The following is a 22,340-nucleotide window of genomic DNA, read 5'->3' as shown; positions in this document are numbered from 1 at the left end:
AAGCGGCGGCGAGAAAACTCGTTTGCCGGAGCGGCAGCGTTGGCTGCCGCGCAACCTTGGTCGCGCTGATGCGCTTGGGCCAGCTAGAGGGGATGGACATGCCGGCTGCCGACACCGACCAGGACGACGCAATCGCCGCGCGCGAGCGGGACGAGCTGCAACCCGTGCTCGAATCGATCGTCGAGGATGTGCGCGGCTGCATGGACCGCGTGGCGGACGAGGCACGCGAGGTTGCCGAGGCCGGCGGCCGCGCCTTCCGCAAGACCGATTACGACCGGTTCGGCATCGCGGTGTTCACGCGCGCGGGCACGCTCGTCCCGGCGGGCAATGCGGGCGTCGCCTTTCCCATCCAGTCGATCTCGAAGGTGTTCGCGCTCGAAGTGGCGCTCGAGGCGATCGGCGAGGCGCTGTGGCAGCGCATGGGGCGCGAGCCTTCGGGCGATCCGTTCAACTCGATCATCGACCTCGAGCGCGACAAGGGCATTCCGCGCAATCCCTTCATCAATGCCGGTGCGCTGGTCGTCTGCGACATGCTGGTGGGGCTGAAGGGCAGCGCCGGCCCGAACCATCATGTCGTGCGGCTTGTCGAGACGATGCTAGACGGTGCGAAGGCGCCGCTCGACGCCGACGTGATGGCGAGCGACCGCAGCGGCGGCGACCTCAACCGCTCGCTGATGTACATGGCCAAACACCACGGCAATCTGCACCACCCGATCGATGCGGTGATGGAGGCCTATGTCCATCAATGCGCGATCAGCCTCGATTGCCGGGGCTTGGCGATGGCCGGGCGCTTCCTGATGCATGACGACGACACGCCGGGCGACACGCGCGGTGTGGCGGCAACGCGGCGGGCGCGCAACATCCTGGCGTTGATGATGCTATGCGGCCAGTATGACGGCTCGGGCGACTTCGCCTATCGCGTTGGCCTGCCTGCCAAATCGGGCGTGGGCGGCGGCATCCTCGCGATCGTGCCGCATCGCGCCTCGGTCGCGGTATGGTCGCCGGGGCTCGATACCAACGGCAATTCGCGCCTGGGTGTGCTGGGCCTGGAGATGCTGACCGACCGGACAGACTGGTCGGTGTTCGGCGCGGTGCGCACGCTGTGAACGCGCGCTAAGTGATTTCGGACAAAGGATTGTCGCTCGCGGTCGCTGCCCTTAGCGTCGCGGCGAAACGGATTTGAGGGGGGATGCATGGCGACAATCAGAGGCACCGACGGCAACGACACGCTTGAGGGAACCGAGCGACCCGATGTCTTCGAGATCAGCTTCGGCGCCGATCGTCTGTTCGGCGTTGGCGGCGACGATGTGTTCCGCTTTTTCGGCGTGCGATCGAGCAGCCAGTCGACGCCCTTCGGCCTGATCGACGGCGGCAGCGGCTTCGACACGATCGACATTCGCAACATCGCACCCGCGCAGCTCAGCTTCTTCGAGTTCGAATCGGGGCGTTTCGGCTACGGCATCACCGTCGGCACGCAACGCTTCGAGATCGTCGGGATCGAGCAGATCCTGTTCAACAATGCCGACCAGACGATCCGATATACGGGCACCGGCCAAGCGATCACGCTGATCGCCGGCAGCGGGAACGACCAGTTCTTCGTGTCGGCACCGGTCGAAGCCTTTGGCGGCGCGGGCAACGACCGCTTCTTCATCACCGGCGGCGGCGTTACCCCTCTTGCGGGATCGATCGACGGCGGCACCGGTATCGATACGCTGCAACTCAACCGCAGCTTCGTGGTCGATCTCGCGAACGGCACCGCCATCTCGGGCGGCTCGACCTTCACGTTGACGAGCATCGAGCGCGTCGAGGCGCTCGTCGAGGGCGAGAACGCATCGATCGTCTATGGCAGCGCACAGAACGACACCTTCTTCGTGCGCGAGATGCTGGGCAACGGACCAACGGGCGTCGTGTTCGACGGTCGCGGCGGCGACGATGTGCTTACCGGCAGCCGTGGCGACGATCGCCTGACGGGCGGTGCCGGCGACGATGTGATCGACGGCAGCGACGGCAACGACATCGCGTTCTTTACCGGGGCGGCGGCCGATTTCACGGTCAGCGTCGATGGCGACGTGATCGTGCTGACGAGCGCGGCGGAGGGCGTCGATCGCATCTCGAACGTCGAAACCTTCTCGTTCGCGGGCGAGGAGTTCAGCGCAGCGCAGGTGCGGCAGTTTGCGACTACGCCGCCGCCACCACCGCCACTTGCCGACCAGTTTGTGCTGACGCTCGGCGCCGGCGTCGAAGCCGTCGCGCTGGGCACAGGCCTCGTCGTCGGCGGGGCAGGCACGCAGGAAGTGACGATACTCGATCGGCCGGGGCGACTGACCTTCGACGGCTCGTTCAATGCCGGCGGCGACCGGATCGTGCTCGCGGGCGATGCTGCCGACTTCACCGCGCGACGCACCGGCTCCGCGGTGGAGATCAGCGATGGCGACACGATCGTCGTCATTCCCGTCGGCGCGGCAGGCGCCGATCTGATCTTCGACGACGGCGCGCGCGTGCTCGCCTTTTCGGGCGGTGCGGTGCGGATCGGCGGCCAGGCGATCGGCGCAGAGGCGGCGCGGATCGAGGCTGCGGCACAGGCGCCCACCGCGCTGGGCGCGACCGACCCCGATCTCGGCGCGGCCCTGACGCTGTTCGCCGGATCGAGCGCCAGCACCGGCGGCAATGTCAGCGTCTTCGGCTCGGTCGAGGCCGAGACGGTGACGATCCTTTCGGGCTCACAGATCGTGTTCGATCCGAGCTTCAACAGCGGCGGAGACACCATCGCGCTTTCGGGCGACGCGGCCGACTATGCGGCGGCGCGCTCGGGAAGCTCGGTCGTCATTACCCGCGGCGCGGAGAGCGTCACCATTCCGGTCGGGCGCGAGGGCACCGCGATCGCGTTCGCCGACGGCACGCTGACGCTGCGCTTCGATCCCGATGCGGGCGGCGTGCTGCTGGGCGACCGGGTCATCGGTGTCGATCCGGGGCCGGTGGCGTTTGCTGCCGACATGACGCCGGCGCCGATGATGACGGAGATACCGGTCATTCTCTGACGCCGCCGCATTTGGCGGCGATGCCGCTTGCATCGAACGATGCGATGTGGCGTTCGGGTCAGCTACGCGCGGCGGTACGGCAATCGGGCCGGCCGCGCGCATGGCGGGCAAGGGGGCCGGGGCGATGCAGGCATTGATCGAGGCGCATGGCGCGATCATTGGCGGCGGGCTGCTGCTCGCGCTGCTGGTCGCTTTCGCGCTCGAACGCGCGCCTGCGGTGGTGATCGCGATCGTCGGCGCGGTGGCGATGATGGCGTTGGGCTTCCTGCCGGGCGAGCAGGCGCTCGGCGTGTTCAGCAATCCAGCACCCATCGCCATCGGCGCGCTGTTCGTCGTCACCGGCGCATTGACGCGGACGGGTGCGCTCGAGGCGGTGACCGATATCGTCATGCAGCGCGGCCAGAAGCATCCGCGGCTTGCGCTTGCCGAGCTGGGGATCGGCACGATCGTCGCCTCGGCCTTCACCAACAACACGCCGATCGTGATGGTGATGATCCCCATCGTGAAGCGGCTGGCCAAGGTGCTGGGCATGGCCGCCACAAGGCTGCTGATTCCGCTGTCCTATGTTTCGATCCTGGGCGGATGCCTGACGCTGATCGGCACCTCGACCAATCTGCTGGTCGACGGTGTCGCGCAGCGCAACGGGCAGGCGGCGTTCAGCATCTTCGAGATCACCGGCGTCGGCCTGGCGGGGTTGGCGGCGGGTATGGCGCTGCTGCTCGTTGCGGGGCCGCTGCTGCTGCCCGCACGGCCCGACAAGGTCGACGGCGACGTCGGCGAGAATGCGATGTTTCTGTCCGATCTGACGGTCGTTCGCGACGGCAGCGTGGTGGGCGAGCGGTTGGGCGACACAGCCCTCTTCAAGCGATCGGGTGTGCGCGTCCTTGCCGTCGCGCGCGGGGCGCAGGTAGTGCGTCAGGAGCTTGGGGACTGGCTGCTCGGCTCGGGCGACCGGTTGATCGTCGGCGCGACGCAGGCCGAACTGGCGAGCCTTGCCGAGAACCGGGGTTGGCGCGTGGGCCTTTCCGCGCGCGGGGCGGGGGTTGCGACCGCCGGCGAGGCGCGCCCCGCCGACCTCCGCCTGATCGAGGCGCTAATCTCGCCGACGCATCCCATCATCGGACGGCGCCTGTCGGACATTCCATTCCTGTCGAAGCTGCATGTCCGCATCCTGGGGCTTGCGCGACCGCGGCATCTGGCCGGACCCGACCTCGGCAATGCGCGCGTGCGCGCGGGCGACCGGCTGCTGGTGGCGGGCGGCGACGACGCCATCCAGGCGATGCGCGAGAATGTGGGGCTGATGGATGTCGGCCTGTCGCAGACGCGCGCCTTTCGCCGCACCAAGACGCCGATTGCGGTTGCGACGATGGCGGGAATCGTCGTGGGGGCGGCGCTGTTCGGTATGCCGATCGAGCTGCTGGCGATCGCCGGTGTCGGCGTTGTCCTCGCCACGCGCTGCATCGAGCCCGAGGAAGCCTGGCGCTCAATCGACGGCAACACGCTGGTGCTGATCTTCGCGATGCTGGCCTTCGGGCGCGGATTGCAGAATGCGGGCACCGTCGACCTGCTGGTGCGCACTGCGGCGCCGTTGCTCGCCGATGCATCGCCCTTCGTTCTGCTCGTCGCCATCTACATGCTCACCAGCGCGCTGACCGAAGTCGTCACCAACAATGCCGTGGCGGTCATCATGACGCCGATCGTCATCGCGCTGGGCGGCACGCTGGGTGTCGATCCGCGCGAGATGATCGTGGCGGTGATGTTCGGCGCCAGCGCCAGTTTCGCGACGCCGATCGGCTACCAGACCAACACGCTCGTCTATGGTGCCGCCAATTACCGCTTCGCCGATTTCCTGCGCGTGGGCCTTGCGATGAACGTGGTGGTGGGACTCGCCGTGTGCTTCGCGATCGATCGCTTCTTCTGATCGCAGATCAGGCTGCGGGCAGCGTGCGGCGCGGTTGCTGGCTGCGCCAGAAATACACGCCGCTCCCGATGATGACGAGTGCCCCGAGCAGCGCCACGGGCTCGGGGCGGTCGCCGAACGCCAGCGCGCCCACCGCTAGCGCGGTCAGAAGCTGGACGTAGATCGTCGGCGCCACGACCGCGGCACTGGCGCGCACCGTCGCCATGTAGATGAGCAGGTGCGCCATCGTCGCGCTTCCCCCCACCAGGGCGCAGCGCGAAATCACGCTCCAGTCGGGCATTGATACCCGCATCGCCTCGCCGCCTGTGACGTGTCCCGCCGCCGCGAGCGCGATGAGGATCGGCGCCGCGAACAGCGCGATCAGATATTGCATCGCGAGCGGTGAGGCGACGCCCGCCGCGCGACGATTGGCGATCATCAGCAGCGCCATGCCGAGCGCGGCGAGCAGTGGCCAGCCGACTGCCCAGCCGAGCCGCCCGACTTCGGGGCGCAGCACGATCAGCACGCCGACGAACGCCGCCCCCGTCGCGATCCACGCGCTGCGCGGGGCGCGCTCACCGAGCAGCGGGACCGACAGCAAAGCCGTAAGCATCGGGCTGGTGAACTGGATCGACGTCGCCTCGGCGAGCGGCATCGAGCGGATCGCCATGAAGAAGGCGAAGCTGGTGGTGGCGACCGCCGCCCCGCGCGCCGCCTGCAACCAGGGTCGCGGCACCGCGAGCGCGCCGCGACCCTCGACCAGCAGCACCGCCAGCGCGACGCCGCCCAGCCCGAATACGTAGCGCAACGCCGCCACCGCGCTTGCCGGCCATTCGTCGACCGTCGACTTGATGATACCGTCGCCGCAGGACAGTAGCGCGAAGCCGGCCATGCCGAGCAGCAGCCCGCGCGTCACGTCGCCGTTTTTTGCCACCCAGCCTCCTGTCGCGCTGCCGCCGCTTCGCCGCGCGTGCGCCGATTGTCAAACGCCGCGCCCGAATGGTTAGGCAATTCTCAAGCCTTGCCGGCCTACACCCTCGGGCGAACCCTTGCGGGCAGGCCATCGGGGCAAAGGATCAGGCATGAGTGCATTCGGGCGTCGCAGCGGCATGGGAACCGGCAGCCGCCCCTCGTTCGGCGTCGCGCGGCCGATGCAGGGTCCGGGCGGCGCGAGCCGCGACGAGGGTGGGCCCGGCGGCGGCGAGCAGTTTCCGCCGCTCGATTCGATTCCGCTTCCCGGCGCCGCGCTCGATCCCGTCGAGCAGGACGTGACGGCAAACAGCCTCAACACCGACGCAATGCAGCGCCTTGCCGATCGCCAGGCGGCATCGGGCGATCAGGGCAACAGCCGCGTCGAGGGGTTCGAAAGCTCGATCCACCGCATCAAGGAACAGGTGCTGCCGCGTCTGCTCGAGCGCGTCGATCCCGAAGCCGCCGCCACGCTCAACAAGGACGAGCTCGCCGAGGAGTTCCGCCCGATCATCGGCGAGGTGCTCGCCGAGCTGAAGCTCACGCTCAACCGGCGCGAGCAGTTCGCGCTCGAGAAGGTGCTCGTCGACGAGCTGCTGGGCCTCGGCCCGCTCGAGGAGCTGCTGAGCGACCCCGCGATCAGCGACATCATGGTCAACGGGCCCGAACAGACCTTTGTCGAGCGCAAGGGCAAGCTCGAGCTCGCCAACATCCAGTTCCGCGACGAGGAGCATCTGTTCCAGATCGCGCAGCGCATCTGCAACTCGGTCGGCCGCCGCGTCGACCAGACCACGCCGCTCGCCGACGCCCGCCTCAAGGACGGCAGCCGCGTCAACGTGATCGTGCCGCCGCTGTCGCTGCGCGGCACCGCCATCTCGATCCGTAAATTCTCCGCCAAGCCGATCACGCTCGACATGATGGCGGGCTTCGGCAGCATGAGCCAGAAGATGGCGACCGCACTCAAGGTGGCGGGGGCGTGCCGCTTCAACGTCGTCATCTCGGGCGGCACCGGCTCGGGCAAGACGACGATGCTCAACGCGTTGTCGAAGATGATCGACCCCGGCGAGCGCGTGCTGACGATCGAGGACGCCGCCGAACTCCGCCTGCAACAGCCGCACTGGCTGCCGCTCGAAACGCGCCCGCCGAACCTCGAAGGGCAGGGCGAGATCACCATCCGCGATCTGGTCAAGAACGCGCTGCGTATGCGCCCCGATCGCATCATTCTCGGCGAAATCCGTGGCAGCGAGTGCTTCGATCTGCTCGCTGCGATGAACACGGGTCACGATGGCTCGATGGCGACGCTCCACTCCAACAGCCCACGCGAATGCCTGGCGCGTATGGAGAACATGGTGATGATGTCGGACATCAAGGTGCCCAAGGAAGCGATCAGCCGTCAGATCGCCGACTCGGTAGACCTCATCGTCCAGGTCAAGCGCCTACGCGACGGCTCGCGCCGCGTCACCAACATCACCGAAGTGATCGGCATGGAAGGCCCCGTCATCGTGACGCAGGAACTATTCAAGTTCGAATATCTCGACGAGAGCGCCGACGGCAAGATCATCGGCGAATACCGCTCGATGGGCCTGCGGCCCTACACGCTTGAAAAGGCCAAGCAGTTCGGCTTCGACCAGGCGCTGCTTGAGGCTTGCCTCTAGATCGCGCGCCACCCATGCAGGCCTCTCGCCAGCCGCGATAAAGCGCGCTAGGCCGGCGACGATGCGTGCTGTCGCGATCCTGGCCGGCCTGTTGCTCGTGGGTGCGGCGTCGCCCGTGCCGCCGCAGCGCACCGCCGCGCCGCCGCCTGCCACCGACGTAATGCTGGCGCGCGATACCGACACGCGCTGGGTGCCGTTCGAGCTGACGCCGGGCAATCAGCTGCGCTTCGACCTCGAGATCGACGGCCGGCGTGCGAGCGCGATCCTCGATACCGGCGTCAGCTACACCGTGGCATCGCGCGCCTTTGCGGGCGCTGCCGGGCTGACGCCCGCAAGCGGCCGGCAGCGCGCCGATGCGGTGGGCGGCGCGGTGCCGATCGGCTGGGCGGCGATCGAGCGAATCGGCTTTGGCGGGCTGACGCGCACCGGCGGCCGCGTCGCGATCGTCGACCTCAAGGCGATCGCCACGGGCAGTGCGGCGCCCGTCGACCTGCTCGTGGGCAGCGACATCCTGTCATGCTGTGCGCTCGACATCGATTTCGATGCCGGGCGATTCCGGTTGCTGCCGAGCGGCCGTCTGCCCTTTCCGGGCGCGAGCGCGCCGCTTTCGCTCTCGCCGCAAAGCCGCGTGTTCGTGAGCGAGGCGACGATCGCGGGTCGTCGCGTGCGCCCACTCATCGTCGACACTGGCGACGGTGCCGCGCTTACGCTGTCGCGCGGCGCGTGGAACGCCGTCGGCGTCAAGCCGGCCGGCCTCACCAGCGCCGTGGCCTTCGGATTGGGCGGCACGATCCGTACCGACATGACGATCCTGCCGACGCTGGCGGTAGGTGCGCAGCCGATGCGCGAGATCGAGCTGCGCATCGAGCCCAAAGCGGGCTTTTCGGACCAGACGAGCACGGCGGGCCGGATCGGATCGGGGCTCCTCCAGCGCTATCGGGTGCTAATGGACCCGCGCGCGGGGCATATGGTGTTCGCGCCCGGCACGCGCGCGGCGGCGCCGCCGATCCGTTCGACCAGCGGGCTGCTGGTCGGCTACGATACCGGGCGGCTGCGCGTGCTCCATGTCATGCGCGGCAGTCCCGCGGCAGCGGCGGGGTGGCAGGACGGCGAGCAGATCTGCACCGTCGACGATGTGCCCGTGCCGACGATCGCCGACGGCAGCGTCGATACCGCATGGTCGGCAGGCGAACCCGGCCGCGTGATACGCTTCGGCATGTGCGACGGCGCCACCCGGACGCTCACGCTGCGCCGCTTCTACTGAGGTAGGCGATCAGAGCCAGCCGAGGCGCCGGAAGCGCGCGTAGAGCAGCGTGCAGATAACCGCAATCACGGCCAGCACGACGAAATAGCCATATTCGGTCTGCAATTCGGGCATGTTGCGGAAGTTCATGCCGTAGATGCCGGCGATCGCGGTAGGCACGGCGAGGATCGCCGCCCATGCCGCGAGCTGGCGCGTGATGTTGCCGGTGCGCTGCTGCTCCATCAGGTTGCTGAACTCGAATACTGAGTTGAGCACCTGCAACAGCCCCTCGACCATCGTCTGCACGCGGCGCACATGATCGAGCACGTCGGCGAAATAGGGCCGCGCCTCGGCGTCGATGCACGGCAGATCGAGCCGCGTGAGCTTGCCCGCCACTTCGCCCATCGGCCCCAGCACGCGCTGGAAGCGCGTGAGCTGGCGGCGCAGCGTGAAGATGCGCGTGATCTCGTCGCGCCCGAGGAACGTGTCGAGCGTGCGCTGCTCCATCTCGAGCACCTCGTCCTCGATCGCCTCGACGAGCGGCAGATAGCCGTCGACGATATAGTCGAGAATCGCGTGCAGCACGTAATCGACACCGTGGACGAGCAAAGCGGGCGCCGCCTCGAGCTGATCGCGTAAGGGCTTGTGCGAGCGCGCCGATCCGTGGCGCACGCTGATGATGTGGCTGTGGCCGACGAACATCGCCGTCTCGCCATAGTCGATTGCGTCGCCGTGCAGCTCGGCCGTGCGCGCGACGACGAACAGCTGGTCGCCATAAACGTCGACCTTGGGAAGCTGATCGGCCTTGACCGCATCCTCGACCGCGAGCGGATGCAGGCCGTATTGCGCCTTGAGCGCCTGCATCTCCTCGGGCGTAGGATCGCAGATGCCGATCCAGACGAACTCGGACTTGTCGGCGGGCGAATCGATCTTTTCGTCGATCGCGACGGGGCGGACGCGCTGGCCATGGCGATAGAGATAGGCGGCGACGACGGTCATGCGGTGCCCCGCTGCTGGAGTGCGATGCGCCTCAACGCGCGGCGGCGGCGACCTTTTCCACGCCGCGCATCACGCGCAGCACGTTGCCACCCGCGAGTGCGGCGATATCGGCATCGCTCCAGCCGCGCCGCATGAGTTCGGCGAACAGCGCGCGCCAGCCATCGACGCCCGCCATGCCCGCCACCGCATCGCCGCCGATGCCGTCATAGTCGCCGCCCAGCCCCACATGCGCGCGCCCGGCGACGCGCGCGATATGCTCGACATGGTCGGCGACCGCGCCGACGCCGACGGCCGGGCGCGGATTGGCGGCGGCGAAGGCGGCGGCATCGCGTGCGGCGTCGCGCGCGGCGTTCCAGCGGCGCACGGCATCGGACACGAAGGGCGGATAGACGTTGACCATTACGACGCCGCCATTGGCGGCGGTGGCCCTGAGCACGTCGTCGGGCACGTTGCGCGGGTGCGGGTTCACCGCAAAGGCGTTGGAGTGCGAAAAGATGACCGGCGCCCTGGTGACCGCGAGCGCGGCGCGGGCGGTTTCGGGCGACACATGGCTGAGGTCGACGATCATGCCGATGCGGTTCATCTCGGCGATCACCGCGCGGCCGAAATCGGCGAGGCCGTTTGCGGCGGGCGCGTCGGTGGCGCTATCGGCCCAGCCGACATGCTTCGAATGCGTGAGCGTCATGTAGAGCACGCCCAGGTCGCGGTAGCGGCGCAGCACCGCGAGGCTGTTATCGATCTGGTGGCCGCCCTCGATCCCCATCAGCGCGGCGATGCGGCCCGAGCGGCGTGCCGCCTCGACCTCGGCGGCGGTGTCGGCAAGCGCGAACGCCTCTGGATAGCGCGCGACCATCCGACGCACGATGTCGATCTCCTCGATCGTCATCTTCACCGCAGCCGGGCCGGTGACGCTGGCAGGAATCCATAGCGACCAGAACTGCCCGCCATAGCCGCCACGCCGCAGCCGCGGAATGTCGGTCTGGAGCGGCGGATCGAGCCGGTCGGTCGACTGCATGAGGTCGACGCGATCGACCGCATCGACGCCGCCATGCCTGTCGCGCAACTCCCAGGGCAGGTCGTTGTGCCCGTCGATCACCACGCGCGCGGCAACCAGCGCCTCGACCCGCCGTTCGATGCTCGCGGCATCCTGCGCGGCGGCGGGAAGCGGAGTTAATGCGGTGAGCAGCAGGCCAGCGATGGCGATGCGCATCGTCAGCCCAGCTTGCCGAACGAGGCTTCGTAGGCGGCGCGGTCGCCGGTGGCGAGGAGGCGGGCCTGTTCGATCCAGCGGTCGCGCTGCATGCGGCCGGTGAAGGCGCCGAGCCCGGCGTCGATCGCCTCGGCGCGCTCGGGTGTGAGCGCGGCCATGTCGCCGACGGTGGTCACGCCCTGATCGGCGAGCAGCGCCGCGACCTTGGGGCCGAGCCCCTTGAGCGTGGTGACGGGCATGTCGGCGGGGCCGGGCACGGCGGCCGGCGGCGCGCCCGGCACCGGCGCATCGGCAATCGGCGGCGGGGCGGGGGCGACGGGGGGCGTGAAGGGCGGCGATGCCGTTACCGGTTCGGGTGCTTCGGCAGGGACGGCTCCGTCAGCCGGCGGGGCCTCATCGTCGAGCGATGCGGGTACGGCTGCGATGGGTGGGGCTTGCGTGGCGGGCGCTTGGGACGACTGCTTCTCGTGGGCGGGAGGCGAGGCAGGCTGCGCGCTGGTGACAGGCTCGACCGGCGTCGCCTCGCCGACATGCGTCACCAGGCCTTCGTCCTCGAGCGCGCGATCGCTCTCGCGCTGGCGGCGCCAACGCCGCGTGCCCCACCAGATCATCGCAATCGTGGCGACGGCGAGCAGCGCGATCAGCGCCAGATGCGTGATCGTCACCGGCATCATCGCCTCGGCTGCGCCGGCAGGCGAGGTGGTGGTGACGGTTTCCTGCGGCGCGGCGGTGGTCATGCGTGATATGCTCCCGCGATTGGGCGGCGCGCGACGGCGCCTGATCGAGCCCTAACGCATTTCGATGGCTGGCGGAAATAGCGGCGGCAAAGCCCGCTCAGGCGGGCATCGCCTCGGTCGCGCGCGCGCCGATGTCGCGGCGGCAGAAGCCGTCGGCGAAGTCGATCGCGTCGACGCCGCGATAGGCATTTGCCTGCGCGGCGGCGAGGTCGCTGCCGCTGGCGGTGACTGCAAGCACGCGCCCTCCGGCGGCGACGAGCGCATCGCCCTCGCGGCGCGTGCCCGCCTGGAACACGCGCGTGCCCGCCGCTTCGGCCGCCTCGAGCCCACGTATCGCGCCGCCGGCGACGGGCGTGCCCGGATAGCCCTTCGCTGCCATCACGACGGTGAGCGCGGGATCGTCGGCAAAGGCGGGCGTGCCCATCGCACCCAGCCGCCCCTCGGCGGTCGCGAGCAGCCAGTCGAGCAGATCGCCCTCGAAGCGCGCCATCAGCACCTGGCATTCGGGATCGCCGAAGCGGCAGTTATATTCGATGAGCTTGGGGCCGGTATTGGTGAGGATCAGGCCGGCATAAAGCACGCCCGAATAGGGGGTGCCCGCGCGCGCCAGCGCTTCCACCGTCGGCCGCACGATCTCGTCGATCGCGCGCTTTTCGAGCGTTTCGGTAAGCACGAAGGCCGGCGAATAGGCGCCCATGCCGCCGGTATTGGGGCCGGTATCGCCTTCGCCGACGCGCTTGTGGTCCTGCGCCGAGCCGAAGGGCACGATCGCCTCGCCGTCAGTCAGCACGAACAGGCTGGCTTCCTCACCGGTCAGGAACTCCTCGATTACCGCTTCGCCGCCGGGGCGCTCGAACAATGCGGCACAGGCGGCGCGGGCTTCCTCATGCGTATAGGCGATGACCACGCCCTTGCCCGCCGCCAGCCCATCGGCCTTGATGACGACGGGCAGGCCGAAGTCGGGCAACGCCGCCTCGGCGCCGTCGCGGCTCGACACGCGGGCATAGCCGGCGGTCGGGATGTTCTCGCGCCGGCAGAGATCCTTGGTGAAGCCCTTCGACCCCTCGAGCCGCGCCGCCGCGCGGCCGGGGCCGAAGGTGGCGATGCCCATGGTGCGCAGATTGTCGGCCAGCCCCGCCACCAGCGGCGATTCGGGCCCGACGACGACGAAGCCCACCGAATTGCGCAGGCAGAAATCGATCACCGCGCGCTGATCCATCGGGTCGATCGCGACGCATTCGGCATGGGCGGCGATCCCCGGATTGCCCGGTGCCGCCCAGAGCTTTGTGAGGCCCGGCGATTGCGAAAGCCGCCATGCGAGCGCATGTTCGCGGCCTCCCGATCCCAGCAGCAGGACGTTCATGGCCGATCCCCTTTCGACGCGCGCAACCGATACAGACGCGCGCCTGTTAGCCGAGGAGCGGCCGGGCGACAACGCCGCGGCGGTGAGCGTGAGCGAGCTTTCGGCGCGGCTGAAGCGCGTGGTCGAGGGCGAGTTCGGCCATGTCAGGCTGAAGGGCGAGATATCGGGCTGGAAGCGCGCGGCATCGGGCCATGCCTATCTGTGCCTCAAGGACGAGGGCGCGGTGATCGATGCGGTGATCTGGCGTGGTCAGGCCGCGCAACTGCCCTTCGCTCCCGCCGACGGCATCGAGGTGGTCGCGAGCGGCCGGCTGACCACCTATCCGGGCCGTTCGAAATACCAGATCGTCATCGATCGCATGGAACTGGCGGGCGAGGGCGCGCTGATGGCGCTGCTCGAAAAGCGCCGCGCCGCGCTCGCCGCCGAAGGGCTGTTCGATCGCGCCGCCAAGCGCAACCTGCCGTTCCTGCCGCGCGTCATCGGCGTCGTCACTTCGCCAACCGGCGCGGTGATCCGCGACATCCTTCACCGGCTCGAGGATCGCTGCCCCACGCATGTGATCGTCTGGCCGGTGAAGGTGCAGGGGCAGGGCGCGGCCGAGGAAGTGGCCGCCGCGGTGCGCGGCTTCGATGCCATCGCCCCGGGCGGCCCGGTGCCGCGCCCCGACCTGGTGATCGTCGCGCGCGGCGGCGGCTCGATCGAGGATTTGTGGGCGTTCAACGAGGAAGTCGTGGTGCGTGCCGTTGCGGGCTGTTCGATCCCGATCATCTCGGCCGTGGGGCACGAAACCGATACCAGCCTGTGCGACTTCGCCGCCGATCTGCGCGCGCCGACGCCCACCGCCGCCGCCGAGATCGCGGTGCCCGTGCGTGCCGAACTTGCCGAGCAGGTAGCGATGCTGGGGCTGCGCACCGACCGCTGCGTGCGCCGTCACCATGAACGCGCAGCCGAGCGACTGGCGGCGCTGGCGCGGGTGATGCCGCGGCGCGATACCTTGCTGGGGCCGCAGCGCCAGCGTGTCGACGATGCCGCGCAACGCCTGGCGATCGGGCTCGAGCGGCGGCTGGTGGCGGCGCGCGGCAAGCTCGACCGCGCCGGCGCGGTCCTGCGCCCGGCGATGCTCGACCAGCGGCTGGCGCAGGGGCGTGCCGCGCTCGACGCGCTCGATCGCGTGCGCCGCTCGCTCGATCCCAATGCGCCGCTTGCGCGCGGCTATGTCCGTGTCGAGAGCGGGGGGCGCGTGGTGGCCGATGCCGCCGCCGCGCGCACGGCGGGCACGCTCACGCTGCACTTTGCCGACGGCACCGTCGATGCGCGGGTTGAGCGCGCGGGCGGCAAGCCCTATGCTCGCAAGGCACCCGAGCAGCCGAGCCTGTTCTGACGCGCGCCAGACGCGGCGCACTATTCGACCCGAGGATCGTTCGAACGCCCATGCTCATGTCCAACGCCTCCCGCCCGGCCAAGCTGCACTATATGGCGAACGGCTTTCGCGTGCTGTCGCCCGGCGATCATGTGCTTTGCGCCGTGACGGGCGAGCGGATTGCGCTCGATGCGCTGCGCTACTGGAGCGTGGCGCGGCAGGAAGCCTATGCCACCGCCGAGGCGGCGACGCGCACGCTGGCGCCTGCGTGACCGCTCGCGCGGCGGCATGTTCGCTGGCGCTGCTCGCGGGCTGCGCCGTCGTGCCGCCCGCTGCCGAGCGCGCCTCCGCCGGCGGCTTTGCGCCAGCACCCATCGCGCCCTTGCCCGAGGCACGCGCCGATGCGGCGCCCCGCCCGCAATCGCGCCCACCCGCGCCAGCGCCCGCACGCTTCATGTTCGACGGCAGCCTGACGCAGGGCGGCGTGGTGCGTGGCACCGCACCCCCCGGAACCACTGCGCTCACGCTCGGCGGCCAGCCCGTTGCGGTAGCGCGCGACGGGCGTTTCGTCATTGCGTTCGATCGCGACGCAGCCGCGACGCAGACGCTCGTCGCAACGCGGGCTGGCGCTCCCGAGCATCGCGAGGTGCTGCGCATCGCGCCGCGCGCATGGCGGATCGAGCGGCTCGACAGCCTGCCGCGACGCTCGGTGCCGTCGGCCGAGTTCACGCGCCGCCGCGCGCCCGAGCTTGCGCGCATCGCCGCGGCGCGGGCGCAGGATCATGCCGTCGAGGGGTGGCGCCAGCCTTTCCTGTGGCCGGTGACGGGGCGCATCTCGGGCCTCTTCGGCGCGCAGCGCGTCTATCGCGGCGAGCCCGGCGCCTATCATTCGGGCGTTGACGTCGCGCGTCCGCCGGGTACGCCGATCGTCGCGCCCGCCGATGGCGTGGTGACGCTCGCCACGGCATCGCCCTTCACGCTCGAGGGCAATCTGCTGATGCTTGACCACGGCATGGGGCTCAACAGCGCGTTCCTGCACCTGTCGCGCATCGATGTGGCCGAGGGCGACCGCGTGCGGCGCGGCCAGCCGATCGGCGCGGTGGGATCGAGCGGCCGCGCCACCGGCCCGCATCTCCACTGGAGCATGAAGTGGCACAACGCCCGCATCGACCCGCTGCTGCTTGCGGGGCCGATGCCGGCGGCGGAGTAGGGGCTTACTGCGTGCGCTGGACGCGGATCGCCGTCTGGCCGTTCACGTTGGCGAGATAGGAGCCGAGCGCGGCGCGCCGGATCTCGATCTTGTGGCCGGAACGGGGATCAATGGTCAGTTTCTTCGTGTCGACCTGCGTCCACACCGCGCCATCCTCGAGTTCGATCTGCCATTTGCCGCGCGGCAGCTGCCGCGCCGACTTTATAACGCCGGCGAGTTGATCGACCGCCTCCTGCTCGCCGGCGGGGCGATCGTCGCGGCGTGAGAACAACCGGATCGCGGGAAGATTGAATCCGAACAACGACCGACGCGTCTTGCGGACTTCCTCGCGATCGAGTGCGACCAGGTCGCCCGATGCGACGGCCTGTTCGAGAGCGATGGCTTCTTTGTCGTAGCATGCAAGCCGCTCATCGGGAGCGGCAATCGCACGGCAGGCAGCAAGCGCACGCAATCCCTGTGCATCGGACTGCGGCGTAACCGTTTGCGCTTGGGGGGCGACGGTGACTGCAAAGGCGATTGCGAGCATGGCAGACATATCGATCTCCAGGATGCTGCGTCCGGCCTATGGCCGATCGTGCCGGCTGCCAAGCGGCGTAGCGGGATGTCACGCGTCTGCGTCAGCGTTGTGGCAATTTTGCTACAATGCCGCTGTCAAAATGCTTTCAGTGCACTCCTTTGGATTGCGGAGCGCAAACATTGCTGCCTATCACCGCCGCAGAGTGGCCCGAAAAGGGTCGCCGCCTAACAACCGAAGCGAAATCCGCATTCGGAAAAAGGGGACACATCAACATGCGATCCAATTTTCGCCAACATCTGCTCACGACGGCGGTTCTTGTCGGCGCCACCGTCGCCGCGCCTGCGTTCGCGCAGGAAGCCGTGCCTTCGATCCAGGGTGCCGGCGTCAGCGCCGAAGTCGACCCGCGGGGCGCCGATCAGGACACCGGCACCATCGTCGTCACCGGCTCGCGCATCCAGCGCCCTGACCTGACCTCGACCAGCCCGCTCACCGTCGTCAGCTCGGAAGAGTTCCAGCTCTCGGGCGCGACCAACGTCGAGCAGGTGCTGAACACGCTGCCGCAGGTGCTGCCCGGCGTCACCGGTTTCTCGAACAACCCCGGCAACGGCGCGGTCACGCTGAACCTCCGCAACCTGGGCGCCACCCGCACGCTGGTGCTGGTCAACGGCCGCCGCTGGATGTTCTACGATACCAACCAGATCGTCGACCTCAACACGATCCCGCAGTTCATGGTCGAGGGCGTCGACGTCGTGACCGGCGGTGCGTCGGCCGTGTACGGCTCGGACGCGATCGCTGGCGTCGTCAACTTCCGCCTGCGCCAGGACCTGAACGGCATCATCATGGGCGGCCAGTACAACATCACCGAGCGTGGTGATGGCGCGCGCTACAACATCGACTTCGCGATGGGCAGCGACTTCGCCGACGGCCGCGGTAACGTCGCGCTGTTCGCGAACTACACGCAGCGCAAGCCGATCTTCCAGAACCAGCGCGATTTCTCGCGCTTCGCGGCGGGTGACGGCTGCATCCGTCCCGGCACGACGAATCCCGATACCGGCATCGGCCAGAATTTGGGCGGCGCGCTCGGCACCTGCGTATCGCGCGGCGGTGAGCTCGGTCTGATCCCGCAGGGTTCGGCATCGACGCCGATCGCCTCGCTGCCCAGCGTGACGTCGCCGAGCGGCCTCGGCTACATCTTCAACCCGACCGGCGGCGGCGTGACACCGTTCCTCGATCCGGACAACCTCTACAACTTCGCTCCCGACAACTATCTGCAGCTGCCGCAGGAGCGCTACCTGATTGGCGCCTACGGCAACTACGAAGTTACCGAGGGCGTGGAGCTGTTCACCGAGCTGAGCTTCGTGAACAACTCAGTGCCGCAGGAACTGGCCCCGACACCCATCGGCCAGTCCGTCAACCTGCAGCTCGCCAGCCCGTTCTTCAACGACCAGACGCGTGCGCTTCTCGCTCCGCTCGATACGAACAACGACGGTTATGTCACGACCAACGTCGGCTTCCGCTTCAACCAGTCGGGTCCGCGTAACGTCGATGCCAACCGCACCGCGTTCCGCATCCTGGGCGGTGTGCGTGGCGACATCGCGCCGAAGCTGCAGTACGAGGCCTATTACTCGTACGCCCGGACGCGCAACTCGCAGTTCCAGCAGGGCAACATCGCGCGCAGCCGCTTCGGCTTCGCTCTGAACACCTCGTTCGATGCGGCCGGCAACCTGCAGTGCGCCGATGCCGGCGCGCGGGCCGCAGGCTGCGTCCCGCTCAACATCTTCGGGCTCGGTCTCGCCGATCAGGACGCCATCGACTACGTCACGATCAACTCGAACAACACCGAGATCTCGGAGCTGCAGAACGCGGTTGCCGTCGTTAGCGGTTCGCTGTTCAACCTCGGACTGGGTGCAGGCGATGTGGGCTTCGCACTTGGTGGCGAGTATCGCCGCATGTCGTCGCAGTATATTCCCGACACGTTCCTGGCTTCGGGTGACGTTGCCGGCTTCAACGCCGGGCAGCCGACGTCGGGCAGCTACGACGTAAAGGAAATCTTCGGCGAGCTTCGCGTGCCGATCATCGAGGATGGTTTCATCGATCTGCTCGAGCTGAACGGCGCGGCGCGCTATTCGGACTATTCGCTGGGGAACGTCGGCGGTGTGTGGACCTATGCAGGTGGCGTGAACATCGCGCCGGTGCCTGACATCCTGTTCCGCGGTAACTATCAGCGCTCGGTTCGTGCACCCAACGTGCAGGATCTGTTCGGCGGCAACTCGACGGGCTTCCCTGCCGCGCAGGATCCCTGCTCGGATCGTGGTCCCGCCAACACGCGTACCGATGCCGTTCGCGCGCTCTGCATCGCCTCGGGCGTGCCGGCTGCGAACGTCTTCACCCGCGCGGTGCAGCCGAACGCACAGATCCAGGCGAACTTCGGCGGCAACCCGAACCTGAGCGAGGAAACCTCGGACACCTACACCGTGGGTGCCGTGATCCGTCCGAGCTTCATCCCGCGCCTGAACATCACCGTCGACTATTTCAACATCAAGGTCGAGGACGTGATCTCGACCTTCGCCGGCGGCCTGAACAGCGCGCTGTCGCTGTGCTATACGGTGGCGCAGGATCTCTCGAACCCGATCTGCCAAGCCTTCACCGGTCTGCGTAACCCGGCGACGGGCGCGCTCGGCGAGACCTCGGGCGGCGGCAACCCGAACATCCTGTCGGCCAACATCGCCGATCTGGAGACCTCGGGTATCGACGTGCAGGTCGACTACAACATGCCGCTCGGCTTCTCGCTGTTCGGCAACGGCGAATCGCGCGTGAACTTCTTCTACCTCGGCACCTATCTCGACCGGTATCGCAGCACGGCCGTTGCTTCGATCCCCGAGCGGGTGACGATCGCGGAAGGCTCGTTCTCGGGCAACCCGCTGCCGCAGTACCGCCACACCACGCGTCTGACCTATTCGGATGGTCCGGCCAGCCTTTCGCTGCGTTGGCGCTATTTCGGCAAGGTGCAGGACTTCCGCATCGAGAACACCTTCAGCGGTCTCGACCGCGTGGGCACCGATCCGGCGCTGCTGGTCAATCCGTTCGTGAGCGAAGTGAACTACTTCGACCTCACCGCGAACGTCGACGTGAGCGACAACTTCACGCTGACGATGGGTGTGAACAACCTGTTCGACGAAAAGCCCGAAGTGCTCGGGTCGCTGCAGGAGCAGGCCAACACCTATCCGGGCAGCTACGACGTGCTCGGCCGCGACTTCTTCGTCGGTGCACGTTTGCAGTTCTGATCCTCGGATCATCGCTGAACGGGGAACGGCGGGTCGAAAGGCCCGCCGTTTTTCGTTGCATCGGTTCAGTCGACCGCGCGTCAGCGCAATGCGACGTCGAACGCCACCGTGAGCCGCTCGCCAGCCGCGAACGGACGCGTGCCGTGGAACATATAGCTGGGGAAGAGCGCCAGGCGCCCCGGCCTGGGCTCGATCGTCGCTACCGGCGGGAGATCGAGTTCGAGTTCGGCAGGCGGGCGACCAAGCTCGAGCCAGCCGGCCCTGTCGTCGTCGGCGGGGATACGCTCGGGCAGGGCGATATACAGTGCCGAACTCAGCAATCCCTGCGGATGGATATGGCTAACGTGAAAGCCGCTCGCACCAAGCCGCACCGACCAGCTTCCACTGATGCGCAATGCGGCATCGCGGCGTGCGAGTAGCGGATGCGCGGGATCGGCGGGCGGCAGCGCGGCCATATGGCGCGCGATCGCTGTGTCGAGCATCGCTGCAAGCGCGCGCAATGCGGGTTCGCGCCGTGCGAACAGGCTGCCGCGGGTCTGCGTGCCGCCACGCAACGACTGGTCGACAGGATGCGCGCGAGTCCGGTGAAGTCCGCGCAGCAGGGCCGCGAGCCCGACGAGATCTTCCGCCGAAAGCTCGAGATCCGTCCAGCGGTAGAGGCCGGGCTGATCGAAAAGCCAGGCAGCGCGGTAGTCCCCGAGCAGGCGCCATGCAATGCCCAAATGGGCCCAGTCGGCCACGCTGCCCGTGCCGGCAAGGCAGCGCGCCTCGAGCAGCGATGCTGCGCGCTGGGGATCACCGAAGCGCAGCGCATGGCGAGCGACGAAGACCGTGGCGGGGCCGTTTGCGAGCCTCTCCGCAAGTGGTGCCGCATGCTCGCGCATATCGAGCGTGTCGAAGGCGGCCAGTTGCTGGGCCGATAGCAACGCATCGGCACGCATCGCGGGTGCGAGGCGATCGACATGTTCGATCACGTCTTGCGGCCGCTCGGCTTGCGCCAGTGCGGTGACATAGGCCTGATGCAGCGGCAACGATGCTTCGGGCCGGGCGGCGGCTGCCGCGATGGAATCGAGTTCGTGCGGATAGCCTGCTTCGCTGGCCATGCGCACGAGTTCGACATGCAGTTCAGTATCGAGCGGCGCATCGTGCAGCGCCTCGCGCAGCAGGGCGATCCCGCGCTCGGCGTTGCCGCCGGCTTCGGCCGCAAGCGCCTCACCGAGGCGCAGCGCGATATTCTCGGGTGCTGCCCGCCGTGCCGTGGCGTGTCGCGCCTCGGCGTCGTCATCGCCACGTTCCAGCGCGACGCGCGCCCGCCCGGCGAGGGCAGTGGCGCGTGCGGGGTCGAGCGCCAGCGCGCGATCGAAGCAGGTTGCTGCCGCATCGAACTCGCCAAGATCGCGCCGGATCTGACCGGCCAGCGTCAGGATGCGGGCATCTGCGCCGGGCGCGGCGGCAAACGCCTCGATATCACGCCACGCACCGGTCGCGTTGCCGCTTCGATGACGGATCACCGCGCGATTGACGTGCGCGTCGCGGAATCCGGGCCGGGCATCGATCGCACGATCCAGTTCTTTGAGGGCGGCTTCTTCGTCGCCGAGCGATAGCAGCAGATTGGCGTGATTGGTGCGAATTTGCGGATCGTCGGGCGCTTGGCGCAGCGCCCGCGCAAACGCCTTGCGTGCGGCCTCGCTTTGCCCGGCGCGCTTTTCGAGCAATGCCAGCAGGTGGAGGATCGCGGGGTGCTCGCCCGCGAGGCGCAGCGCCGCCAGCAGATCGCCCCGCGCGGCCTCGAGGCGTCCCGCCAGAAAGGCCTGCTCGGCGCGCGCGAACAGCGTGGCGGGATCGTTCGCGCGCATCCTTATCGGTCGCGGAACCAGCCGGTCAGCGCGAAGCGGCCGACCGGCGCGAACGGCGGGACGTAGCTCACCATGTGTTTTGCCGGCACCGCGAACAGGTTGAGCGCGTTGAAGCGCGGTCGGTAGCCGGCGACGATATCGCCGTCTTCATCGAGGAAATTCAGGTATCCGCCCCAATCGGGCAGCCAACCATCCGGCGCGAGGCTCAGCACATAGGCGACGCGCCAACCCTCGCCCTTGTGCGAATCGCTATGCTCCATGAGGAAATGTCCGGGCGCGAACAGCGTGGCCTGCGCGTCGGCCTTCACCAGATCGCTCACGCCGGTAACGGTACGCACAAGATCGAGAAACGGCGCGTCGTTGATGTGCTCGAAGAGAATGTCGTGTGGTCCATCGGGCTGCCAACGCTCCTTGTAGGCGTCGAGGATGGGATAGCGCGCGTACATGAACGCGTACTTCCCCTGCGCGGCGGTCTGCGCCACCGACTGGCCAAGCGCACCGCGTGCCGATTGCGACAGCGCTGCGAGCTCCTCAGCGCGCTTCGCGGTCGGGCCGTCATTGCCGGCGTTCCAAGCAAGGCCCCAAGGCGTGGCTCTCGCCAGGATCGCCTGAAGCTCGAGCGCCGAACCGCGCTCGAGCACGTCGCGGATCTGGATACGCCGGTCGCGTGCGAACTGGTCGGAGAGCGCCGCCCGATCGAGCGCCGGATTGAGCGCTAGCAGATGCATGGGTCGGGACTGCTGGTCGAGGGCCATCGAGATCGTGTTCCGGTTGCTTGCTGAACTGGGCTTGCGAACAGGCAGGGATCATGGAGATGCCCGGGCCAACGCTCAACCCCAAGCTCGACGTGGCGGCATTGCGCAGAGCATATCGCGAGGGGGCGCGTCCGGATCGAGGCGCTGCTGGCGCCCGACCAGGGGCTGCGGTGGCTCGCGCATTCAGGTCCCCGCAGCAACCATCGACAGGCGTGCAACAGCCGCGATGACGAGTTAGAAGGCA

At 68.4% G+C, this 22,340-nt stretch carries 17 protein-coding genes; 9 read left to right on the top strand and 8 right to left on the bottom strand.

Annotated elements, in window-relative coordinates:
- Positions 1–98 precede the first annotated feature (98 nt).
- The 3 genes from glsA (at position 99) to FBR43_RS11695 (ending at position 4,959) form a co-directional block, all read left to right on the top strand.
- Positions 99–1,106 (top strand): glutaminase A, encoded by a 1,008-nt coding sequence (glsA, locus tag FBR43_RS11705; RefSeq protein WP_136943287.1) that lies wholly within the window; start codon positions 99–101, stop codon positions 1,104–1,106.
- 87 nt (positions 1,107–1,193) lie between these two features.
- Entirely contained in the window at positions 1,194–3,038 is a 1,845-nt protein-coding gene (locus FBR43_RS11700) for a hypothetical protein (protein WP_136943286.1), read from the top strand.
- A 100-nt stretch (positions 3,039–3,138) separates the two neighbouring features.
- Complete coding sequence (locus FBR43_RS11695; RefSeq protein WP_249276563.1) at positions 3,139–4,959, top strand: SLC13 family permease; 1,821 nt, start codon at positions 3,139–3,141, stop codon at positions 4,957–4,959.
- A gap of 7 nt (positions 4,960–4,966) precedes the next feature.
- On the opposite strand, the gene FBR43_RS11690 is transcribed toward FBR43_RS11695, so the two are convergent.
- On the bottom strand, positions 4,967–5,872 hold the full coding sequence (locus FBR43_RS11690) for a DMT family transporter (protein WP_249276562.1): 906 nt from the start codon (positions 5,870–5,872) through the stop codon (positions 4,967–4,969).
- 148 nt (positions 5,873–6,020) lie between these two features.
- On the opposite strand from FBR43_RS11690, the gene FBR43_RS11685 reads away from it, so the two are divergent.
- Both FBR43_RS11685 and FBR43_RS11680 read left to right on the top strand, forming a co-directional pair.
- Positions 6,021–7,562 (top strand): CpaF family protein, encoded by a 1,542-nt coding sequence (locus tag FBR43_RS11685; protein ID WP_136943285.1) that lies wholly within the window; start codon positions 6,021–6,023, stop codon positions 7,560–7,562.
- A 61-nt stretch (positions 7,563–7,623) separates the two neighbouring features.
- Positions 7,624–8,826, top strand: a complete 1,203-nt coding sequence (locus tag FBR43_RS11680; RefSeq protein WP_136943284.1) for an aspartyl protease family protein — start codon at positions 7,624–7,626, stop codon at positions 8,824–8,826.
- Positions 8,827–8,835: 9 nt separating this feature from the next.
- Here FBR43_RS11680 and FBR43_RS11675 read toward each other — a convergent pair whose 3' ends face one another.
- From FBR43_RS11675 to purD, 4 genes are all read right to left on the bottom strand, one after another.
- Complete coding sequence (locus tag FBR43_RS11675) at positions 8,836–9,804, bottom strand: magnesium and cobalt transport protein CorA (protein ID WP_136943283.1); 969 nt, start codon at positions 9,802–9,804, stop codon at positions 8,836–8,838.
- A 31-nt stretch (positions 9,805–9,835) separates the two neighbouring features.
- Positions 9,836–11,014 (bottom strand): dipeptidase, encoded by a 1,179-nt coding sequence (locus tag FBR43_RS11670; protein ID WP_136943282.1) that lies wholly within the window; start codon positions 11,012–11,014, stop codon positions 9,836–9,838.
- A 2-nt stretch (positions 11,015–11,016) separates the two neighbouring features.
- Entirely contained in the window at positions 11,017–11,751 is a 735-nt protein-coding gene (locus tag FBR43_RS11665; RefSeq protein WP_136943281.1) for a hypothetical protein, read from the bottom strand.
- A 97-nt stretch (positions 11,752–11,848) separates the two neighbouring features.
- The gene (gene purD / locus FBR43_RS11660) at positions 11,849–13,114 is read right to left on the bottom strand and encodes a phosphoribosylamine--glycine ligase (protein ID WP_136943280.1); all 1,266 of its coding nucleotides are present in this window, start codon (positions 13,112–13,114) and stop codon (positions 11,849–11,851) included.
- On the opposite strand from purD, the gene xseA reads away from it, so the two are divergent.
- Genes xseA through FBR43_RS11645 form a run of 3 tightly spaced genes read left to right on the top strand, consistent with a single transcriptional unit; the run spans position 13,113 to position 15,684 of the window.
- Positions 13,113–14,495 (top strand): exodeoxyribonuclease VII large subunit, encoded by a 1,383-nt coding sequence (gene xseA, locus FBR43_RS11655; RefSeq protein ID WP_136943279.1) that lies wholly within the window; start codon positions 13,113–13,115, stop codon positions 14,493–14,495. The genes purD and xseA overlap by 2 nt on opposite strands.
- 50 nt (positions 14,496–14,545) lie before the next feature.
- On the top strand, positions 14,546–14,746 hold the full coding sequence (locus FBR43_RS11650) for a DUF2093 domain-containing protein (RefSeq protein ID WP_136943278.1): 201 nt from the start codon (positions 14,546–14,548) through the stop codon (positions 14,744–14,746).
- Positions 14,743–15,684: a M23 family metallopeptidase gene (locus FBR43_RS11645; RefSeq protein ID WP_249276561.1), complete on the top strand. Its 942-nt coding sequence runs from the start codon at positions 14,743–14,745 to the stop codon at positions 15,682–15,684. The genes FBR43_RS11650 and FBR43_RS11645 overlap by 4 nt, the downstream gene beginning before the upstream one ends.
- A gap of 4 nt (positions 15,685–15,688) precedes the next feature.
- On the opposite strand, the gene FBR43_RS11640 is transcribed toward FBR43_RS11645, so the two are convergent.
- Positions 15,689–16,219 carry a hypothetical protein gene (locus FBR43_RS11640; RefSeq protein ID WP_136943277.1) on the bottom strand — a complete coding sequence of 177 codons (531 nt, stop codon included), beginning with the start codon at positions 16,217–16,219 and terminating at the stop codon, positions 15,689–15,691.
- 254 nt (positions 16,220–16,473) lie between these two features.
- On the opposite strand from FBR43_RS11640, the gene FBR43_RS11635 reads away from it, so the two are divergent.
- Positions 16,474–19,485: a TonB-dependent receptor domain-containing protein gene (locus FBR43_RS11635; protein WP_136944185.1), complete on the top strand. Its 3,012-nt coding sequence runs from the start codon at positions 16,474–16,476 to the stop codon at positions 19,483–19,485.
- Between the two features lie 80 nt (positions 19,486–19,565).
- On the opposite strand, the gene FBR43_RS11630 is transcribed toward FBR43_RS11635, so the two are convergent.
- On the bottom strand, positions 19,566–21,341 hold the full coding sequence (locus FBR43_RS11630; protein ID WP_136943276.1) for a putative 2OG-Fe(II) oxygenase: 1,776 nt from the start codon (positions 21,339–21,341) through the stop codon (positions 19,566–19,568).
- Positions 21,342–21,343: 2 nt separating this feature from the next.
- Entirely contained in the window at positions 21,344–22,069 is a 726-nt protein-coding gene (locus tag FBR43_RS11625; RefSeq protein WP_136943275.1) for a 2OG-Fe(II) oxygenase, read from the bottom strand.
- Positions 22,070–22,340 lie beyond the last annotated feature (271 nt).

This window comes from Sphingomonas baiyangensis, assembly GCF_005144715.1.
In the GTDB taxonomy this organism is placed as follows: domain Bacteria; phylum Pseudomonadota; class Alphaproteobacteria; order Sphingomonadales; family Sphingomonadaceae; genus Sphingomonas; species Sphingomonas baiyangensis.
Note: the sequence above shows the minus strand (reverse complement) of the source record. Positions and strands in the feature narration are given on the sequence as shown.